The sequence below is a fragment of the Sphingomonas flavida genome, from assembly GCF_036663655.1.
In the GTDB taxonomy this organism is placed as follows: domain Bacteria; phylum Pseudomonadota; class Alphaproteobacteria; order Sphingomonadales; family Sphingomonadaceae; genus Sphingomonas.
This window is the reverse complement of the sequence record NZ_JAXOJH010000007.1, coordinates 182,576-201,174: the sequence shown is the minus strand read 5'-3', so window position 1 is coordinate 201,174 and position 18,599 is coordinate 182,576. Positions and strand designations below refer to the sequence as shown.

Here is an 18,599-nt window from a genome sequence, read left to right as displayed (position 1 = left end):
CGGTGGGGGAAAACGAGGAGCTTCGCGGCATACAGGATGTCGCGAACAGCCTGGGCGTGACGACACGCACGCTGCGTTTCTACGAGGATCGCGGCCTGATCGAACCGCGCCGGGTCGGCACCGCGCGGGTTTACTCCAAGCGCGAGACGGGCCGGATGCAGTTGATCCTGCGGGGCAAGCGGCTGGGCTTCTCGCTGCGCGAGATCGAGGAGTTCCTGCGGCTGTATGATGCCGATCCGCAGCATGTCGAACAGATGCGCGTCCTGGCCGAACGCTGCCGCGAGCGGGTCGACGAGCTGCGCCAGCAGATGACCGCGCTGGTCCAGACGGTCGACGAGCTGGAGACGATCGAACGCGAAGCGCGCGAGCGGATCGCGAAGGCGGGGGTGTGACCCAATCCTCCCCATCTGACGATGGGGAGGATTTAGGGCATATGGACCTTCATTTCATTCCTCCCCTGTAAGGAGAGGTGGCAGGCTGGCTGGCCTGACTGTCGACTGGCTTCAGGAAGCCGTACGCCAACCCAGGCCAAGCGCCTTTTGCAGCGCCACGTAATCGTTCGTCAGCCCGGCGACCGCCTGCGACAGCGACTGTTCCGCCGCGACCCGCTGCCGCTCGGCATCGAGCGTGTCGATCAGCGTCGCCGCGCCGGCCCGGTAACGCTGCTGCATCAGCACCGCCGAGCGGTCCGCCGACGCCTTGGCGCGTGCCAGCGTCGCCACCGTGTTGCGCCGCGCCCGGAAGCGCGACAGCGAATCCTCGGCGTCGCGCAGCGCGGAAAGCACCGCGCCGCGATATTGCGCCTCCGCCTCGTCACGTGCGCCCTCGGCCTGGCCGACCCGCGCATTGGCCCGGCCGAAGTTCAGCACGTTCCACTGGAGCATGGGCGCGCCCAGCGTCACCAGATTGTCGAGATCGGTCAGCGAATCGAGCGAGGTGCCGCCGATGCCGATGATCCCCATCAGGTTCAGGCGCGGAAACTTCGCCGCCTCCGCCACGCCGATCCGCGCGGTCTGCGCGGCCAGGTTGCGCTCGGCGGCGCGGATGTCGGGGCGACGCTGAAGCAGGGCGGTGGGATCGCCGACAGCCACCTGTGCGGGGGGCAACGGCACCGGCGCGGCCTGGGTCAGTCGCTGGTCCAGCGTGCCCGGCGCCTCGCCGATCAGGATGGCGAGCGCATTGAGATAGGTCTCGACCGAGGACGACAGCGGCAGGATCTGCGCATCGGTGCTTTCGACCTGGTTGCGCAGCCGCTCCACCTCCAGTTGCGAGGCGGTGCCGTTGTTGAAGCGCTGGAGCGTCAGGTTCAACGTGTCGCGCTGCATCTTCGAGGCATCGCGCGCCAGGATCAACCGCTGCTGCGCATCGCGAAGCCCGATATAGGCCTGGGCGACATCGGCGCTGAGCGACACCTGAGCGTCGGCCACATTGGCCTCCGCCGCCGCCGCGCTGGCCCGCGCCGCCTCAACCGTGCGGCGGCGGCCGCCGAACAGGTCGATCTCCCAGCTGGCGTCGAAGCCCAGATTGAAGAAGTCGACATTGGTGCCGCCACCCGACCCGCTGGCCGCGCCGCCATTGGCACCGCCCTGCCCGCTGCCCTGCTCACCGCCGCCGCCCAGATTCAACTCGGGCAGATTGGCGTGGAGATAGGTCGCGCTGGCATTGGCGTTGGGCGCCTGGTTGGCCCGCTCCAGCCGCAGCGCGGAGCGGGCCTGCTTCAACCGCGCCTGTGCCACCGCCACGTTCGGATTGGACGCCAGCGCCCGCTCCTCCAGCCAGGTCAGCATCGGATCGTTCAGCGTCGTCCACCAGTCGGCGACCGCAGGCGCGGCGGTGGAAAGTGTGTTGTCCGCCCGCACGAACCCGGCGGGCGGGGTCGCGGCAGAGCCGATCGCCTTGGGCGGTCCGGCATAGTTCGGCCCGACGGTGCAGGCCCCCAGCAGGAGGAGCGGAATGAAGGAAAGCTGCTTGCGCATCATGGTTCTCAATGCATCGCCACCGGGCCGCCCTTGGGCAGCGGGCGGAGGAACAGGACAAGCGGCATCACCATTACGATGCCGACGCACAGGATGAAGAACAGGTCGTTATAGGTCATGACCAGCGCCTGCTGGCGGATCGTGTTGCCGATCATGCGCAGCGCCGCGTCGTTGCTCCCGAATTGCTGGGTCAGTGAGTCGATCCAGCTCTGGGTCGAACCCGAATTGGCGGTCAGCGTTTCCTCCAGGCGACGTTCGTGCAGGAAGCTGCGCTGGTCCTGGACGGTCGCGATCCCGGCGAGCGCGAACGAGCCGCCCAGGTTGCGTGCCGCGCTGAACAGCCCGGCCGCGTCGCCCGCCTGCGACGGCGGCACCGACGAGATCGCCGCTTGGTTCAGGAACAACATACCCAGGATCGTGCCTACGCCGCGCAAAAGCTGGCTGTCGGTGAACGAACTGCCGGTGGAATCGGCGGTCAGCACCGTGTCGATGCCGGCGCTGAGCGCCATGATGCCCAGCCCCAGCCCCACCGCGATACGGATGTCGACCTTCTTGATCAGGATCGGGGTGAAGGGCATCAGCATCAAGCTGGGGATGCCGCTCAGCAGCACGACCTTGCCCGCCTGGAACGCGTTATAGCCGGCGATCGAGGCCAGGAACTGCGGGATCACATAGGAGGTGCCGTAGAGCACCATGCCCAGCACGATGCCCATGATGACCACGCTGCCGAACTGACGATCGAGCAGCAGCTTCAGCCGGATGACCGGACGCGAGGCGACGAACTGCCCGGCGAACAACAGGCCAAAGCCGAAGATCGACAGCAGGGTCAGCTCGATGATCTCCCGCGACTCGAACCACTGCTCGCGCTGTCCTTCCTCCAGCACGACGGTGAGGCCGCCGAGGCCAAGCGCAAGGCCCGCAATGCCCAGCCAGTCGGCCTTGGCCAGCTCGGACAGATGCGGCTTCTGGTGCGGCAGGCCGACCAGAAGGAGCGTGACGAGCACCGCGCCCACCGGGATGTTCAGGAAGAAGGCATAGTGCCAGCTGACATTCTCGGTCAGCCAGCCGCCGATCAGCGGCCCCATCACGGGGCCCAGAATGGCGGTGACGCCGAAGAATGCGGTGCCGATCGGCTGCTGCTCGCGCGGCAACCGGGTGGCGATGATGGTCAGCGCGGTGGGAATCAGCGCGCCGCCGGTAATGCCCTGCCCCGCGCGCCCGATGATCATCATCGTCAGGTTCGTCGACAGCCCGCACACCACCGAAAAACCGGTGAACAGAATCGACGCGATCAGCAGGAAGGTGCGCAGACCCAGCAACCGCTCCAGCCAGGCGGAAAGCGGGATGATGATGATTTCGGCGACCAGGTACGAGGTCGCGATCCACGTCCCCTCGGTCCCGCTCGCGCCGATTTCGCCCTGGATGGTCGGCAGCGCGGAGTTGACGATCGAGATGTCGAGCGTTGCCATCAGCGCGCCGATGCTGCCCGCCGCGACGGCGAGCCACGCGGTCAGGTCGGCTTTCTGAGGTGCGCCGCCCCCCTGTGCGGCCGGGGCCGCACCACCGCCTGCGCGGGAAGCCGAACCGGCCTTCGTGCCCCGGCCCGGGGCGGCGGCGGCGCTCACCGGCCCTGCGCCCCCTGCCGCGCCTCGTTATGCTGGTCCTGCTGCTCGGCGATATGCTTCAGCGCCCCCTTGGCCGAGCGGGTGTCGACCGTCACCTCGACCGACATGCCCGGCACCATCAGCGCGCGGGTCTGCGCATCGGCATCAACCGCGATGCGGACGGGCACGCGCTGCACGATCTTGGTGAAGTTGCCGGTCGCGTTCTGCGGCGGCAGCAGCGAGAATTGCGCACCGGTGCCCGGCGCCACGCTCTCGACATGGCCCTTGATCTCGACACCGGGCAGCGCGTCGACCTCGATCTTCACCGGCTGGCCGGGACGCATCAGGCCAAGCTGCGTCTCCTTGAAGTTCGCGCTAATATAAAGCTGGCTGACCGGCACGATCGACATGGTGCGGGTGCCCGCCTGGACGAACTGGCCGATCCGCACCGTCTTGTTGCCGACGCGGCCCGAGATCGAGGCGCGGATGGTGGTCGAGCCCAGATTGGACTCGGCGGCATCGAGCTGCGCCTTTGCGGCCTGCCCCTGCGAGCGGGCCTGATCGACCTGCGCGTCCAGCGTGCCGATGCGGCGACGCGCGGCGGACAAAGCGGCGGTGGCGCTGGAAACCTTGGCGGCAGCCTGACGCGCCTGGTTCTGCAATTGCGACAGCCGCTCGCGGCTTTCGGCGCCCGATGCGGCGAGCGGGGTGTAGCGCACCACTTCTGCCCGCGCGAAGGCGGCGTCGCTCTGCGCGGCGCGGAGGTCCGCCTCGGCGCTGTCGATCGCGGCCTGCTGTTCCTTGATCTGGGCCTGAACGCCCTCGGCATTGGCGCGTGCGACACCGATCTGCGCCTGGATCTGCGCGGTCTGCGCGCGATAGTCGCGGGTGTCGATCTGGAGCAGCGGCTGGCCCGCCTGGACGTTCTGGTTCTCGCCGACGAAGACCTTGTCGACATAGCCCGACACCTTGGGCGCGACGGTGACCGCATCCGCCTGGATGAAGGCGTCGTTGGTGGTCTGCATGTACTGGCCGACGCTCTTGTAGTTCGCGTACCAGAACACGCCGCCGATCACCGCGACGGCCGCGACGACCAGCAGGATGATACGGATGCGCCGCTTCTTGGACGGCGATACGGGGGCCTTGTCCTCGCCCATGTCCGCGTCGCCCGCGTTCGCGTCCTGCCCCTCATGCACTTGGTTTGCGTCGGCCACACCGGCCTCCCTGTCGATGGAATCAAAAGAACTGGATGGTGCATTTGCTCGCACTTGCACAATAAGGCAAGACCATTTATTGAGCTACCTCATATTATGCTCGACATCGATCAAATGGCCATTCGCTATGGCCGCATCTATATGCGCCTGCACCGCTTGCTGGACCGGCGCATGGCGGCCGAGGGCGCCTCGTTGGCGCGGACCAAGATGCTTCACCACATCGCGAACAACGCGCCGGTCCGCGCCGCCGACGTGGCCGAATGGTTCGACCTGGCGCCACGCACCGTGACCCAGGCGATCGACACGATGGAGCGCGACGCGCTGGTCGTGCGCGTGCCCGATCCGGCCGACCGGCGAGCCAAGCGGCTGGATATCACCGACAAGGGCCGCCAGGTGCTTCACCAGACCGAGCCGCTACGCCGCGAACTGGTCGAACAGGCGTTCAGCCTGTTGAGCGACGACGACACGATGCATTTCGCCCGCATCCTCGACCGGCTGGAACTGGCGATCGAAACGCGGATCGAGGGCGATGCGGCGACATGCGCGGGGGCATGAAGGTCGCCATCTGGTCATGCCCAGCCCCCTTTTCCCTTTGATCGCCGATCATCGCGCGCCGTCGGGCGTCGTTTATCGAACCTCGTGATAGAATCGGAGCGCGGGCGGCGGATCGCTCGGCCGCCTGCCTAGCGCGGTCAGGTGCGCGGCACGGACGGCCGCGCCCAGGCTTCCGGCACGAAACGGTTTGGCGATGCAGCCGATGACGAGCGGGTGGCCGCCATGTTCGGGGCAATTCCCGCTGAGGAAGACGCATGGGATACCGCGATCGGCCAGCAACTGCGCGGCGGTCAGGCCGCTGTCGCCATCGGCCAGCTTTACGTCGCATAGCGCCAGATCCGGTCGCTCCTCGTCCACCATCGCGATCGCGGCGGAGACGGTGTCGGCAATGCCCATGACCCGGTGACCGTGAAGCGTCAGCGCATCCTCGACCAGCATGGCGACCAGCGCCTCATCCTCGATGATGATGAGGTTCAGCGGCGTTTCGTCGGCCTCGTCGTCACGCCGTGCCTCACCGGTGTGGGTGGCGACGCCCATATTCTCCGCCGTCATGCGGCATGACCAAGTTCAGGCACCCATCATCCTCGCTCGTCACGGTCGCACGGAGTTGGTGGCAAAGTCGCGCCAATAGCCGGTCATGTCCGACCAGATCGGCGATCCGCCCCCATCCAGTCGCCACGAACGAGATGCGCAGCATTTCGTTCCCGTCCTGTTGGTCGGTTGTAAAAACGATTGCAGGAATCGTGTCTGCCTTCGTCATCAGCGTGTCGAGCAGCAGCGCGGCCGCCACCGCGCGCTCGATCGGCACGGCGACCGGGCCGTCGGCGGCGACGGTGGCATCAGAGCCATCCCCCTGCGCCTGGCCGATGACGTCGCCGAACAGCGCGGTCAGGTCGACCAGGCCGGGATCGGCGGTGGCGTAGAGCGGCCGATGTGCGCTCGCCAGAACCTGCAACCGCTCCGCCGCGCGGAACAGCGCGAAGCGTGTCTCGGGTATGTCGGCCTGCCGCCCCTCATGCGACACCAGCCCGATCGCGATCTGGAGCGCGTTGCGCACCCGGTGGTTCAGCTCGGCCAGCAACCGCGCCTGCGTGTCGATACCACGGCGCAGCGCCTCCTCGATACGCAGCCGGTGCTGCGCCAGCGCGGTATAATGGCACAACAGCGACAGCAGCCGCCGCTCATCCTCGGCAAAGGGCCCCGCGCTACGACGCCCGAAACCCAGCGTGCCGAGCAGTTCCTCGCTGTGCAGAAGCGGCATGCACAGATAGACATCGACCCCCAGCATCCGCACGAACGCGGTCTGTGCGTCGTCGCCCTGCTGGATTTGCGAAAAATGCAGCGGCCGTCGGTCGCGCATCACCTGCCCGCTGACCGAGCCCTCGACGTCGAGGGCGGCGGCGGCCTGTCGTTCGGCACGGGTCAGTCCGCCCGACGTCTCCAGCCGGGCCACCTCGCCGTCGCGCCGGAAATGGAAGAATACGTCGAGGCGCAGTTCGTCGCGGATCAGCGCGAACAACGAGTCGATCATCGCGCCGGGGTCGTCGGCCGCCATCAGCCGTTCGGTCGCCGCCGTCACCAGCGCCAGGTAGCGACGCGCATCGGCGGGATCGACGCCGACCTCCGCCATCGCATCGCCGGTCAGCGGCAACGATGGGGACAAGGAAGGCGATAGCGTCACGAGTCACACGATAACGCCACGGACCCGCCACTCCAAGCGCTTTGCGCCCGGCCCCGTTTCGAGAGGCGGAAGGAGGAATCCCCCCTCCCGCCCCGGTTCGTCAGCGGGCGATCACCGCCGACTGGTCGACCGGCACCACCGGCAACCAGACGCGGCTGGCATTGGCGCCGCCGCGCTCCAGCGTGATCGTCGCCTTCTTGTAATCGCTCGCCTTGGCCGTGAAGATGTTGGGCACGAAGGTCTGCGGGTTGCGATCATAGAGCGGGAACAGGCTGGACTGGACCTGGATCATGATCCGGTGACCCGGCTGGAACACATGGTTCACCGTCGGCAGGCGGAACTTGTATTCCTGCACCTTGCCCGCCGGGATCGCGCTGGGGTTCGCAAAGCTATTGCGATAACGGCCGCGGAAGATGTCCAGGCTGATCGGCAACTCATAGCCCCCCATCTTGGGGTCGATCGCGTTTTCCGGCGGCAGGACGTCGATGATCTTCACCACGAAGTCACCATCGGTCCCGGTCGTGCGCGCGAACAGATCGGCGATCGGCGCACCCGACACGCGCACCGCCTTGGTCAGGACCGGCGTCGTATAGGTCACGACGTCGCCGCGGCCATCGACATGGCGCTGGTCGCTGACCAACCAGTCACCCCAGCGGCCATCACCGAAATTGACCGGCCGCGACAGGTGCGGGACCGGGTTGGCGGGGTCGGAGACATAGGCGTCCTGCCCTGCGCCCGGCTTGTCGAAGCTCAGCCCCTTGTCTTCGGCCAGGTACAAAGGCGTCAGCGGCGTCGCACAGCCACTCTGACACGCCAGCGGCCACTGGGTCAGCTTGTCCCAGTGATTTTCGCCGGTGTTGTAGATCGCGGCGCTGGGCAGGTTCGCGGCCGGACCGTCCTTCAGATACTGGTTGAACAGCGGCAGGACCATGTCCTGGCGGAACTGCTTGGCGGTGTCGCCATCCCACTGGAACGGGCCCAGGCTGGTGCCGGTCCGATTGATCTGGCTGTGCCGCCACGGGCCCATCACCAGGAAATTATTGCCCAGCTTGCCCTTGGCCTTCAGCGTTTCCCAGGACGTGATCGCACCGTACATGTCCTCCTGGTCCCACAGCCCCTGTTCCCAGATGGTCGGCACGTTGGAGGGGTTGGCCGCCAGCAGCTTGTCGAGCGCCTGGCCCTGCCAGTAAAAGTCATAAGCCGGATGCTGGACGACGCGCTGCCACATGGGCAGTTGGTCGTAACCCGACTTCCTGGCCCAGTCGTTCGCCGAGCCGTAGCGGAAATTCTCGTAATCGTCATAGCCGCCGCTCGACGGTGCGGTGCCCGGCCCCTTGTAACCGGTCTGCGATCCGATCCAGCCGATATTGGCAAGACGGAACGCGCCGTAATGGAACCAGTCGTCGCCCATCCAGCCGTCGATCATCGGGCTCTCGGGCGCGGCGACCTTCAGCGCGGGATGCGGGTTCAGCAGCGCCATGACGACGGTGAAGCCCTCATAGGACGAACCGATCATGCCGACGCGGCCGTTCGACTCCGGCACGTTCGCCTTGTTCACCAGCCAGTCGATCGTGTCATAGGCGTCGGTGACATGGTCGACCTTGGTCGCGTTCAACGGGCCGATGACCGGACGCGTCACGACATAGTCGCCTTCCGAGCCGTATTTGCCGCGAATGTCCTGATAGACGCGGATATAGCCCGCCTTCACGAATTCCTCGTCGGCCAGCGGCAGCGCCTCGATCATCTTCGTGCTGTCCGACCGCTTGGCCCGGCCCGCTGCATTATAGGGGGTGCGGGTCAGCACGATCGGGGCGTTCACCGCGCCCTTGGGTGCTACGATCACCGTGTACAGCTTCACCCCGTCGCGCATCGGGATCATCACCTCGCGCTTGACGTAATCGCGCTCGGCGATGTTCGTCGGGGGGGTGAACTTGGCGGGAATGTCGCTGACCGTGGAATCGGTGACGGCGCGGACCGGCGCGGTGGTGCCGGGCGCTTGCTGCGCGGTGGCCGCGCCGGCTATGGGGGGCAGGACCGCGAGCGCGCTCGCGGCAAGCATCAGGTTACGAACATTCATGAAAACGGATCCCCCTCTTGGATCGGTTGATGCGGCCATCGTGCCGCGACACGGGGTCCAGGGCAACTGGCGGATTACGCATGATACATAGTAACATCGCGAGCACAAGCCGGTCGTGATCGTATCCCTCCGCTTTCCTTTCGGCGCGTGCCTCCATAGATAGGTCAGACAAACACCATGGGGCAGCAGCCCCGGCGACCGGGGAGGAACCCACCGAGTGACCACCTTGCAGCGACGCGGACCCGCCCATAGCGCCTTGGCGCGGGACATCGGTGTCGCCATCGTGACCGGCCGTATTCCCACCGGATCGACCCTGCCGGGCGAGGTCGAGATCGCCGAACAGCGCGGCCTTTCCCGATCGGTGGTGCGCGAGGCGCTGCGCATGTTGTCGGCCAAGGGGCTGGTGGTCAGCAAGCCCAAGGCGGGCACGCGGGTGCGCGAGCGGTTGGAATGGAACCTGCTCGACCCCGAACTGCTCGCCTGGATGTTCGAGGGCGAGCCGCCTGCGGGCTTCGTCCAGAGCCTGTTCCAGCTCCGCCTGATCGTCGAGCCCGCCGCCGCCGAACTCGCCGCCGTCAAGCGCGACACGCGCCAGCTGTCCCGCATGGGTGCGGCACTGGAGGCGATGGGCGAACATGGCCTCCATACCGAACAGGGCCGCGCCGCCGACCAGCTGTTCCACAACATCATCCTGGAGGCGACGGCCAACGAGTTGCTGATCAGCCTGTCGGGCAGCATCGGCGCGGCGGTCCGCTGGACGACACTGTACAAGCATCGCAGCGCCAAGCTGCCACGCGACTCCATGCCCGAGCACCGCCACCTGTTCGCCGCCATCGCCGATGCCGACGCCGCAGCGGCGCGTGCGGCCACCATCGTGCTGGTCGAACAGGCCCGCGAGGATACCGAACGCGCGCTGGCGCGATGATCCGGTCGATTCCGGTCGCGGGTTCCCCGGCAAATGTCTCACATCGAAACGCGTGGCACACCACTTCTGCCTTGAAAGCTTTTGGCGAAACATCCGCCAGGCGCTAGGTCGAATGCAGCACAGGGCATTTCGTAGAGGGTGATATGAAGAAGATGATTTTCGGCGCGATGGCTGCCATCGCAACGCTGGCCGCCACGCCGGCCTTTGCGGGCGTCACGTCGACTTCATATCTCACGCCCCCGACCTATGCGTCGGACACCACGCTGATCGACTTCACGAACGGGATCCCTGCGGGCTTTTCGCTGAACGGCGGCTCGATCCTGAACGACTCGACCTCGACCGGGTCCTACCAGGGTGCGCTGATGCCCGCCGGTGGCAGCGGCAACTATCTCGCCGTCGGCAAGACCATGGGTTCGCCGGCCCTCCTGAAGGGAACCGGTTCGATCGGTTGGGGCGGGGTCAGCCTGCTCTGGGGTTCGATCGACACGTTCAACTCGCTCGACGTGCTCGACACGCTGGGCAACGTGCTGGCGACGATCACCGGCTCGACCATCCCGAATGGCTCGGCGGGCGACAACCGCTACGTCACCTACACGGTGGATGCGAACACCGGACGCCAGATCGGCGGCCTTCGCTTCTCGTCGCCGACCGACGCGTTCGAAGTCGACAACATCGCCTTCTCGCGCCCGACCTCGGTGCCGGAGCCGGGCACGATCGCGCTGTTCGGCCTCGCGATCCTGGGCCTGGCCATGTTGCGCGCCCGCAAGATGAAGGCTCAGCCGCTGGCGCAGTAATGCTGTCCTGATCCGATCAGGACTAAAGGGCGAGCACCGCAGGGTTCTCGCCCTTTTTGCGTCATGCCCTCCGCCGAGCACGGCGGCTGCTCATGACAGCAGCGTGGACGGGTGATCACGCACCCGACGCTCGCTCCGGCACCTCCGCAGCCCGAATGGTCGCGCACGGCTGGTTGGCAGCGGCGCTTCCTCCGGCGTGACGGCATCCCGCAAGGAGCGGACAGGCCACCACGCCCGGCTTCATGCCCTCCAATCAGCTCACCGCCTCGAACACGAAGGCCGTCCCGACGAAATCGCCCTTCAGCGGCGCACGCAGTCCCCGATTCATCCAGTAAGCGCCCGACGCCCGCTCCGGCACACCGGCAGGCCTGGCTGAACCGTCGAGCATCCGCACCGCATAGGTCCGCGCCGGGTCCAGCCCCTGCGCATGGATGGCGGCGGGATTGTCGCGCCACATCGACGAATGCAGCATCTGGAACAGCACCGCCTGGCGCTTGTCCTGCCCGACATACATGGTGGCCGCGGTCGCATTGTCACCGGTCGGCGATTCCAGCCGATAGAGCGCACCGCGCTGTACCGTCTGGCGGATGGTCTTGTACGCCGCCACCCATTTGCGAGCGGTGGCGAAGTCGGCGTCAGCCCATTTGTCGAGGTTCGCCCCGATGCCCAGCCCACCCTGCATCGACGACAGGAACCGATAGTCGAGGCTGGTGACGCGGGTGTTCGCCCAATTGGGGCTGTCCGTGACCCAGGCCATCATGACCGCCACCGGATAGGCGCGGGTAAAGCCGTCCTGGATGGTCAGCCGGTCCGCCGGGTCGGTATTGTCCGATGGCCAGACCTCGTCGGTCAGCCCGATGATCCCCAGGTCGATGCGACCGCCACCACCCGAACAGGCTTCGATCTCCAGCCTGGGGTGCCGCCGCCGCAGTTCGGACAGGATGTAGTAGAGGTTGCGGACATATTCGACATAGACACGCTGCTGGTCGGCGACCGGCTGCTCCGGCCAGCCCGCCTCGGTCCAGTTGCGGTTATAGTCCCACTTCAGGAAGGCGATGTCGTTCTCGCTGACCAGCTTGTCGAGCACGGTCAGCAGGTGGTCGCGCACATCCGCGCGCGCCAGGTTGAGGACGAGCTGGTTGCGCCCCTCGGTTCGCGGCCGGTCGGGGAAGTTCAGCACCCAGTCGGGATGCGCGCGGTACAGGTCGCTGTCGACATTGACCATCTCTGGCTCGACCCACAGGCCGAAGTCCATGCCCAGCCCCTTCACCCGGTCGATCAGCGGTTTCAGGCCGTTCGGAAACTTGGTCGGGTTGACCGTCCAGTCGCCCAGCCCCGCCTTGTCGCTGTTGCGCGCGCCGAACCAGCCGTCATCGACCACGAACCTCTCGACGCCGATCTTCGCCGCCTTCTCGGCCAGCGCCATCTGCCCCGCCTCGGTCACGTCGAAGGCCGTGGCTTCCCAGCTATTGTAGAGTACCGGCCGCAACCGCGCCCTGGTGCCGCGCGGCAGGATGTTGGCGACCTCGAAATCATGGAAGGTCCGCGATGCCCCGCCCAGGCCGCCATTCGAATAGCCCGCATAGAAGATCGGCGTGTCGAGCGTCTCACCGGGCTTCAGTGTCCAGGAAAAGTCATACGGGTTGTATCCGCCCGCGATCCGCACCCGACCCAGATTGTCCGACGCCACGCTGATCCGGAACGATCCCGACCAGGCGAGCGCCCCATACCAGACGGGGCCATGCTCCTCGCTGGTCAGCCCTTCGCGGCCGATCGCGAACCACGGGTTGTTGCCATGCCCGGTCGATCCGCGACGGCTTTCCAGCACGGTCTCGGCCGCTTCGACCGGCACCGTCTTCTGCGTCCACTCGGCGGCGTGGCGGCCGGTCAGATAATGGAGCCGATAGTCATCGCCCACCGGCAGCGAGAGGACCGCCGCCGCCAGCTGGTCGACGCGCACCGGCCTTGCGTCGCCATTGCGTACCCTGGCCGAACGGGCAACGATTCCGGTGGCGGGATCGATCGTGTAGGTCAGCGTGACGAACAGCGGACGGCGGATATCGGCAAGCTCGACGGTCAGCGTCTCGCCACTGGCGCGGTGGCTGCGATATTTCAGCACGAGGTCGCGATTGCCGTCGGCGAACAGCGCCTTGACGCCCGGCTCGCTGACCAGCCCCTCACCCTGCCCCGGATATTCCTGAAGCGTGACCGACCCGGCGGGGTCGAAGCCGGACAACTCGCCCGGGGCCTTCAGCACGACGGGATCGCCCGTCTTGACCGGATCGCCGGAGATCAGCGGATCACCGTCCGCCAGCGCCGCCCCCCAGTAGAGCGGCTGGAGATAGCCCTTCTCGTCCACCCCCATGGCATAGGTGACGCCGCCGCCATCCAGGCGAAAGACCTTCGCCCCCGCGGGCGCCGTCACCTTTGCTAGGGCCGGGGTGGCCAGCGCGACGACCGCCGCCCCCGCCAGAATCGCGTTCCGCCAGCGCATCAAACTCTCCTGCAAACCTTTGCATTAGGTCTGACATACCGCGCTGGCGAAGCGCAAGGGCTTGTTTCAAAAGGCGACGCGCGCCGATACCCGCACTGTTCGCGGCGCGCCCGGATAGACCCAGACGGTGCTGTACGAGCTCATCGCATAATCGACGTCGAACAGATTGTCCGCCTCGGCCCGGACGGTCAGTGCCGGCGTCACGCCGATCTCCCCGGCGATCTTGGCCTTCGTATAGGCGGGCAGCCTGAGGCCGCTGGTGTCGATCGCCCCGGCACGGTCGCCGACATAGGTGGCCCCGGCCGAAACCGACCATTCGGTTCCCCATCCGGTCGGATAGCGCCCCACCGCCAGCAGCGTGCCCGAATGCTTGGCGACGTTCAGCACGTCGGGCGTGGCAAAGGTCCGGTCGTCCGCCCGCGCATCGATATAGGCATAGTTGGCGACGATCTGCCACCGCTTGGCGATGTCCATCGAGGCGTCCAGTTCGACGCCCCGGCTCTTCAGCGAACCGACCGGCGCGTTGTAGCTGGCATTGACCGGATCGGTGGTCAGGATCCCCTGCTTCTCGATATCGAAATAGGTCGCGGCGACGTTGATCCCCGGCCAGCGCCCGGCAACGCCCAGTTCATAGCCGCGCGCTTCTTCCGGTCCGAATGCCGCGCCTTCGGGATTGCTGTCGGTCGGTCGCCCGCTGCCCGAGTTGAGCAGGAAAGACTCGCCCCAATTCGCATGGACCGCCACCGTGTCGGTCACGCGGTATCGCGCGCCGACCCGGAACTTGACCGGATCGCCCGTGGCCCGGGTGACCAGCCCGGTCAGGTTGCGCCGCAGCTGCTGGCGATACAGGTCGTAGCGCACGCCGCCGGTCAAGGTCAGCCGGTCGGTGATGTCCCACATATCCTGTACGTAGACGGTGCCCGCCGCGCGGGTCTCGGTCTGGTTCAGGAACGGCAACAGCGTCGGCTGCGGCCCGCCATAGACCGGATCGAACACGTCGATCGCATAGGGGTTGGCGGCGCTGGGATTGCGACGGCGCAGCAACTCGAGATAGCGCAGCGTATAGCCCTTCACCCCGATGCTGGGATGATGGACGCCGGCCGCGTCGAAGCGCCCGGCCAGCTCGATCCGGGCCGCCAGATCCTCGGACTCGTAACCGCGCTCACGCCGCTGCCGCCAGAGGGTGCGGTTGTCGACCAGGCGCGACTGGTCGCTCGAAAAGCCGCGCAGCGTCGCATAGCGCCACACCACGCCGCCGTTCAGCGACCACTCGCCGCCCAGCGCCTGCTCTCCGGTCAGTTGCAGCCGGGTGTTGCGCGCCCGCGTGACGCCGTCGTTCGGTTCGCCGTAGAAGCGGTTATAGGGCACGGCCAGGGCGTCGCCCCTGACCGCGGGCACACCCCGGTCGAAGGCGGAATCGAACGTCGTATATTCGGCCAGCGCGGTCAGCCTGGTGCCGTCCGCCGGGGCCCAGGTCAGCGAGGGGGAGACGACACGGCGCGACGGGTTGGTGAAGTCGCGATAGCCGTCCGAATCCTCCGCCGCGACGACGATCCGTCCTGCCAGCGTCGAGGACAGCGGCCCGGTCACGTCTAGCTCGCCGCGCCGCGTGTTGAACGATCCGTAGAGCAGCGTTGCGTTGACCGCCGAGGTGAAGCGCGGCGTCTTCGACACGATATTGACGCGGCCCGCCGGGTCGATGTCGCCGAACACGGCGCCCGCAGGGCCCTTCAGCACCTCGATCCGCTCGGTCGTCGCCGGATCGCGCGGCGGGGCCAGGCCGCGATTGGCGAGGAAGCCGTCGATATAATATTCCGCCCCGCCGTCCGGCGTGCCCAGAAAGCCGCGGATCGCGAAGTTGTCGAGGAAGCCGCCGCGATTATTCTGCTGGCTGACCCCGCTGAACAATTCCAGTGCGTCGGACAGCCGATAGGTGCCGTTGGCGACCAGCAGGTCGCGCTCCAACGACCGGCTCGACTGCGACATGCGCCGGGTCAACAGATCCGAGCCCAGCGTCGAATCCCGATCCGATCGCGTTCCCAGCACGACGATATCGCCGTGATCGTCCGGCACCGTGTCGCGGGCTTGCTCCTGCTGGGCAAGCGCCGGTGTCGCCAGCATCAACAGGGCGAGCGCCGAAGACGTCAGCCGAAACCCCCTCGGCATGATAAAGATGGACATGCATTTCTCCCGTGGGGGGGCGCATATCGCCACAATCGGTATGTTACAACATCTCTGTTTGCTGGCAGGAATCCTGGCGTCAGTCGGCAGGCCAGAGCGTTTTCAGCGGCCGGGCGGTATCGGCCAGCGCTTCCTCGGGGATCATCGCCGCGCCCGCCACCAGGGCCTTGCCCTGCACGAAGTCGCGCATCGCGTTGACGCAGTCGAGCGCGACGACACGTCCACGCCGCAGATAGACGATCGAGAAGCTGCGCGTTGCCGGATCGCCGCGCAGGATCGCCCGGTCATGGCCGCTCGACAGACCGACCGTCTGCAGCTTCAGGTCATACTGGTTTGACCAGAACCACGGCACCGCGTGATAAGCCACGTCGCGCCCGACGATCGTGCGCGCGACGACGGTCGCCTGGTCGTTGGCGTTCTGCACCGATTCCAGGCGGATCACCGCGCCTTCCGCAAAGTCGTTGGCGTGCGCCGCGCAGTCGCCGATCGCAAAAGCATGCGCCAGGCTGGTACGCCCCTGCGCATCGACCAGCACGCCATTGTCACCGGCGGCCCCGGCGGCGATCAGTGGCGCGACGGCGGGTATGATGCCGATACCGACGATCGCCATCTGCGCCGGGATGACCGTCCCATCGGCCAGCCGCACCCCGGTCACGCGCCCCTGCCCCTCGATACAGGTCACACTGTCGTTCAGCCGGACGGTGACGCCGTGCGCGCGGTGCTCATCCTCGTAGAAACGCGACAGCGCCTCGCCCGCCACCCGTGCAAGCACCCGGTCCTGCGCCTCGACGATGGTCACCGCCTTGCCGAACTTGGTCAGCACGGCGGCGGCCTCCAGCCCGATATAGCCGCCGCCGATCACCACCACCTCGCGGACCGAAGGCAGCTCGGCGATCAGCCGGTCGACATCGGCGCGGGTGCGGACCGAATGGACGCCCACCAGGTCATGCCCGTCGCATGACAGCCGCCGCGCATGGCCCCCGGCGGCCCAGATCAGCCGATCATAGGCGATCACCGCGCCCGCATCGCTCGTGACGCATCGCGCCTCGGCATCGACAGCGACGATCCGTTCCCCCAGCCGCAGCGCGACGTCGCGCTCGGCCCAGAAGCGTTCGGGGCGGATCAGCAACCGCTCGAACGGCTTGTCGCCCGCCAGATACTCCTTGGACAGCGGCGGCCGCTCATAGGGCGCGAACGCTTCCTCGCCGATCAGGGCGATGGTTCCGCCGAACCCCTCCTGCCGCAGCGCGATCGCGGCCTGCGCGCCCGCATGACCGGTGCCGACGATGACGATGTCGTAAGACGAAACATGCTCATGGGTCATGCCGCCCTCCCTAGGATGGAATGGCGACACCTGCCAATCACCATGACAAAGCGTGGCCGAGGCGAAACAGCGTCTTCAATCGCACGACGCTTGCCGCTAGGGAACGGAGCAAATCCTCAGGAGACACCATGAGCAAGCTGCACCTCGTGTTCGGCGGCCGCGTCAGCGATCCGCAGACCCTCGACTTCGTCAACCCCGCCGAGCTGGAAGTGGTCGGCGTATTCCCGGACTATGCCAGCGCCGAAAAGGCGTGGCGTGCCGCCGCACAGCGCACCGTCGACGATGCCGAAATGAAGTTCGTCGTGGTGCACCTGCACCGCCTGCTTGAGCCGACGCTGGGCTGATGTGTGGCTAGGCGAAGTTGGGGGCACGGCCTTCGACTTCGCTTTGGCGGAGTGGTAGGGCCACCCTGCCTCTCCACTCATTCGCCAAATCACCTACCCGCCGTTCACACTGAGTGAAGTCGAAGTGCACGGGTAGACGACTTGGGCCGGGCTTATCTCCCGCGTGAGGCCCCGCGTAGGGCTAGGTCCGGACGTGGCCTTCGACTACGCTCAGGCTGAACCGAGGGTGGGGATGCGCCTCACCTCAGGCGTGACGATAGCGCCACAACAGCAACGGCTTGGCAAAGGCCAGCCCGGCGATGAAGCCGCCGATATGCGCGGCGACCGCGATCGCGCCCATCCCCATGCCGGCATAGCCGAGCAACAGCTGGATGCCGATCCATCCCGCCGCCAGCCACAGGACATGGGTGAACTCGGCGGACAGCCCGGCAATACCCCTGGTCGCACGCCGCCGCCCGAACAGCAGCGCATAGGCCCCGACGATCGCCGAGATCGCGCCGCTCGCGCCGATCATCGGCATGGGTGAGCCCGGTTCGGGGAAATATTGCGCCATCGCCGCGGCATAAGCCCCGACGACATACAGCACCACAATCCCGCGCGAGCCCAGCGCGCGTTCGGTCTGCGCGCCGCAATAGACCAGCATCACGAGGTTGAAGGCGATATGCGCGAACCCGCCATGGATCAGGGTCGCGCTCAGCGGGGTCAGCACGGTCGGCACCGCAAAGCCGAAATCGGGGGGCAACGCCGCGCCCTCGAAGCGCAGGGGGATGAAACCGCCCGCGACCGCCGCATCCGGCACCATGCCGGTCACTATGAGGATCAGCGACACGGCCGCCGTGACGACCGCAATGGCCGTAGTCGCCCGTGCCGCTGCCCAATTCATCGGATCAGATGAATTCGATCTTGTTGACGACGTAGTAGCGGTCGCCCGACGGCACCGTCACTTCGACCTCTTCGTCGAGCTTGCGCCCGATCAGCGCACGGCCGAGCGGCGAATTGTAGCTGATCCGGCCGGTCTTGGCGTCCGCCTCGGTCTGGCCGACGATCTGATACTTGATCGGCTTGTCGTCCTCGTCGAGCAGCGTGACGGTCGCACCGAACACGATCTTGTCGCCCGACAGGTCCTTCGGGTCGATGATCTGCGCACGGCTCAGCTTGTCCTCGATGTCGGCGATCGTCGCCTCGACCTGGCCCTGCCGTTCCTTGGCCGCATGATATTCGGCGTTTTCGGACAGGTCGCCGTGTGCACGCGCTTCCTCGATCGCGTCGACGATCAGCGGCCGCTCTTCTTTCAGACGCCGCAGATCCTGGGTGAGCTTGTCATAGCCCTCCTGGAGCATCGGCATCTTTTCGACGGTCGCCATAATCCTAGTCCCCAATTCCATACGCATTCCCGGTACGGACCGCCCTCCCCAAGGGGAGAGCGGCCC

General features: G+C 66.8%; 16 protein-coding genes. 5 read left to right on the top strand and 11 right to left on the bottom strand.

Features of this window, described 5'->3' with window-relative positions; translation table 11 throughout:
* Positions 1-2: 2 nt before the first annotated feature.
* The gene (locus U1703_RS10395) at positions 3-392 is read left to right on the top strand and encodes a MerR family transcriptional regulator (RefSeq protein ID WP_320452100.1); all 390 of its coding nucleotides are present in this window, start codon (positions 3-5) and stop codon (positions 390-392) included.
* 111 nt (positions 393-503) lie between these two features.
* On the opposite strand, the gene U1703_RS10390 is transcribed toward U1703_RS10395, so the two are convergent.
* Genes U1703_RS10390 through U1703_RS10380 form a run of 3 tightly spaced genes read right to left on the bottom strand, consistent with a single transcriptional unit; the run spans position 504 to position 4,794 of the window.
* The gene (locus tag U1703_RS10390) at positions 504-1,976 is read right to left on the bottom strand and encodes an efflux transporter outer membrane subunit (protein WP_332785622.1); all 1,473 of its coding nucleotides are present in this window, start codon (positions 1,974-1,976) and stop codon (positions 504-506) included.
* A gap of 8 nt (positions 1,977-1,984) precedes the next feature.
* Positions 1,985-3,601, bottom strand: a complete 1,617-nt coding sequence (locus tag U1703_RS10385; RefSeq protein ID WP_443025789.1) for an MDR family MFS transporter — start codon at positions 3,599-3,601, stop codon at positions 1,985-1,987.
* Positions 3,598-4,794, bottom strand: coding sequence for an HlyD family secretion protein (locus tag U1703_RS10380; RefSeq protein WP_443025788.1), 1,197 nt, complete (start codon positions 4,792-4,794; stop codon positions 3,598-3,600). Before U1703_RS10380 ends, U1703_RS10385 begins: the two co-directional genes overlap by 4 nt.
* Before the next feature lie 114 nt (positions 4,795-4,908).
* On the opposite strand from U1703_RS10380, the gene U1703_RS10375 reads away from it, so the two are divergent.
* Positions 4,909-5,349, top strand: coding sequence for a MarR family winged helix-turn-helix transcriptional regulator (locus U1703_RS10375; protein WP_332785621.1), 441 nt, complete (start codon positions 4,909-4,911; stop codon positions 5,347-5,349).
* A gap of 72 nt (positions 5,350-5,421) precedes the next feature.
* Here the strand turns inward: U1703_RS10375 and U1703_RS10370 are convergent, their stop codons facing one another.
* The 3 genes from U1703_RS10370 to U1703_RS10360 all read right to left on the bottom strand — a co-directional run bounded on the left by U1703_RS10370 (position 5,422) and on the right by U1703_RS10360 (position 9,107).
* Positions 5,422-5,901, bottom strand: a complete 480-nt coding sequence (locus tag U1703_RS10370; RefSeq protein WP_332785620.1) for a response regulator — start codon at positions 5,899-5,901, stop codon at positions 5,422-5,424.
* Positions 5,861-7,030 (bottom strand): GAF domain-containing protein, encoded by a 1,170-nt coding sequence (locus tag U1703_RS10365; RefSeq protein ID WP_332785619.1) that lies wholly within the window; start codon positions 7,028-7,030, stop codon positions 5,861-5,863. The genes U1703_RS10370 and U1703_RS10365 overlap by 41 nt, the downstream gene beginning before the upstream one ends.
* A gap of 100 nt (positions 7,031-7,130) precedes the next feature.
* Positions 7,131-9,107, bottom strand: coding sequence for a CocE/NonD family hydrolase (locus tag U1703_RS10360; RefSeq protein ID WP_332785618.1), 1,977 nt, complete (start codon positions 9,105-9,107; stop codon positions 7,131-7,133).
* 217 nt (positions 9,108-9,324) lie between these two features.
* On the opposite strand from U1703_RS10360, the gene U1703_RS10355 reads away from it, so the two are divergent.
* Together U1703_RS10355 and U1703_RS10350 are read left to right on the top strand one after the other, a co-directional pair.
* Entirely contained in the window at positions 9,325-10,032 is a 708-nt protein-coding gene (locus U1703_RS10355) for a FadR/GntR family transcriptional regulator (protein ID WP_320452095.1), read from the top strand.
* Positions 10,033-10,175: 143 nt separating this feature from the next.
* Entirely contained in the window at positions 10,176-10,826 is a 651-nt protein-coding gene (locus U1703_RS10350; protein WP_320452094.1) for an Npun_F0296 family exosortase-dependent surface protein, read from the top strand.
* Between the two features lie 253 nt (positions 10,827-11,079).
* Here U1703_RS10350 and U1703_RS10345 read toward each other — a convergent pair whose 3' ends face one another.
* The 3 genes from U1703_RS10345 to U1703_RS10335 all read right to left on the bottom strand — a co-directional run bounded on the left by U1703_RS10345 (position 11,080) and on the right by U1703_RS10335 (position 16,825).
* Positions 11,080-13,320 (bottom strand): alpha-galactosidase, encoded by a 2,241-nt coding sequence (locus tag U1703_RS10345; RefSeq protein WP_332785617.1) that lies wholly within the window; start codon positions 13,318-13,320, stop codon positions 11,080-11,082.
* 66 nt (positions 13,321-13,386) lie between these two features.
* On the bottom strand, positions 13,387-15,501 hold the full coding sequence (locus tag U1703_RS10340) for a TonB-dependent receptor (RefSeq protein ID WP_332785616.1): 2,115 nt from the start codon (positions 15,499-15,501) through the stop codon (positions 13,387-13,389).
* A 79-nt stretch (positions 15,502-15,580) separates the two neighbouring features.
* Positions 15,581-16,825: an NAD(P)/FAD-dependent oxidoreductase gene (locus U1703_RS10335; protein ID WP_332785615.1), complete on the bottom strand. Its 1,245-nt coding sequence runs from the start codon at positions 16,823-16,825 to the stop codon at positions 15,581-15,583.
* Between the two features lie 128 nt (positions 16,826-16,953).
* On the opposite strand from U1703_RS10335, the gene U1703_RS10330 reads away from it, so the two are divergent.
* Positions 16,954-17,169: a DUF4170 domain-containing protein gene (locus U1703_RS10330; protein WP_320452090.1), complete on the top strand. Its 216-nt coding sequence runs from the start codon at positions 16,954-16,956 to the stop codon at positions 17,167-17,169.
* A gap of 244 nt (positions 17,170-17,413) precedes the next feature.
* Here U1703_RS10330 and U1703_RS10325 read toward each other — a convergent pair whose 3' ends face one another.
* Together U1703_RS10325 and greA are read right to left on the bottom strand one after the other, a co-directional pair.
* Positions 17,414-18,052: a rhomboid family intramembrane serine protease gene (locus tag U1703_RS10325; protein ID WP_320452089.1), complete on the bottom strand. Its 639-nt coding sequence runs from the start codon at positions 18,050-18,052 to the stop codon at positions 17,414-17,416.
* 4 nt (positions 18,053-18,056) lie between these two features.
* The gene (gene greA / locus U1703_RS10320) at positions 18,057-18,533 is read right to left on the bottom strand and encodes a transcription elongation factor GreA (RefSeq protein ID WP_320452088.1); all 477 of its coding nucleotides are present in this window, start codon (positions 18,531-18,533) and stop codon (positions 18,057-18,059) included.
* Positions 18,534-18,599 lie beyond the last annotated feature (66 nt).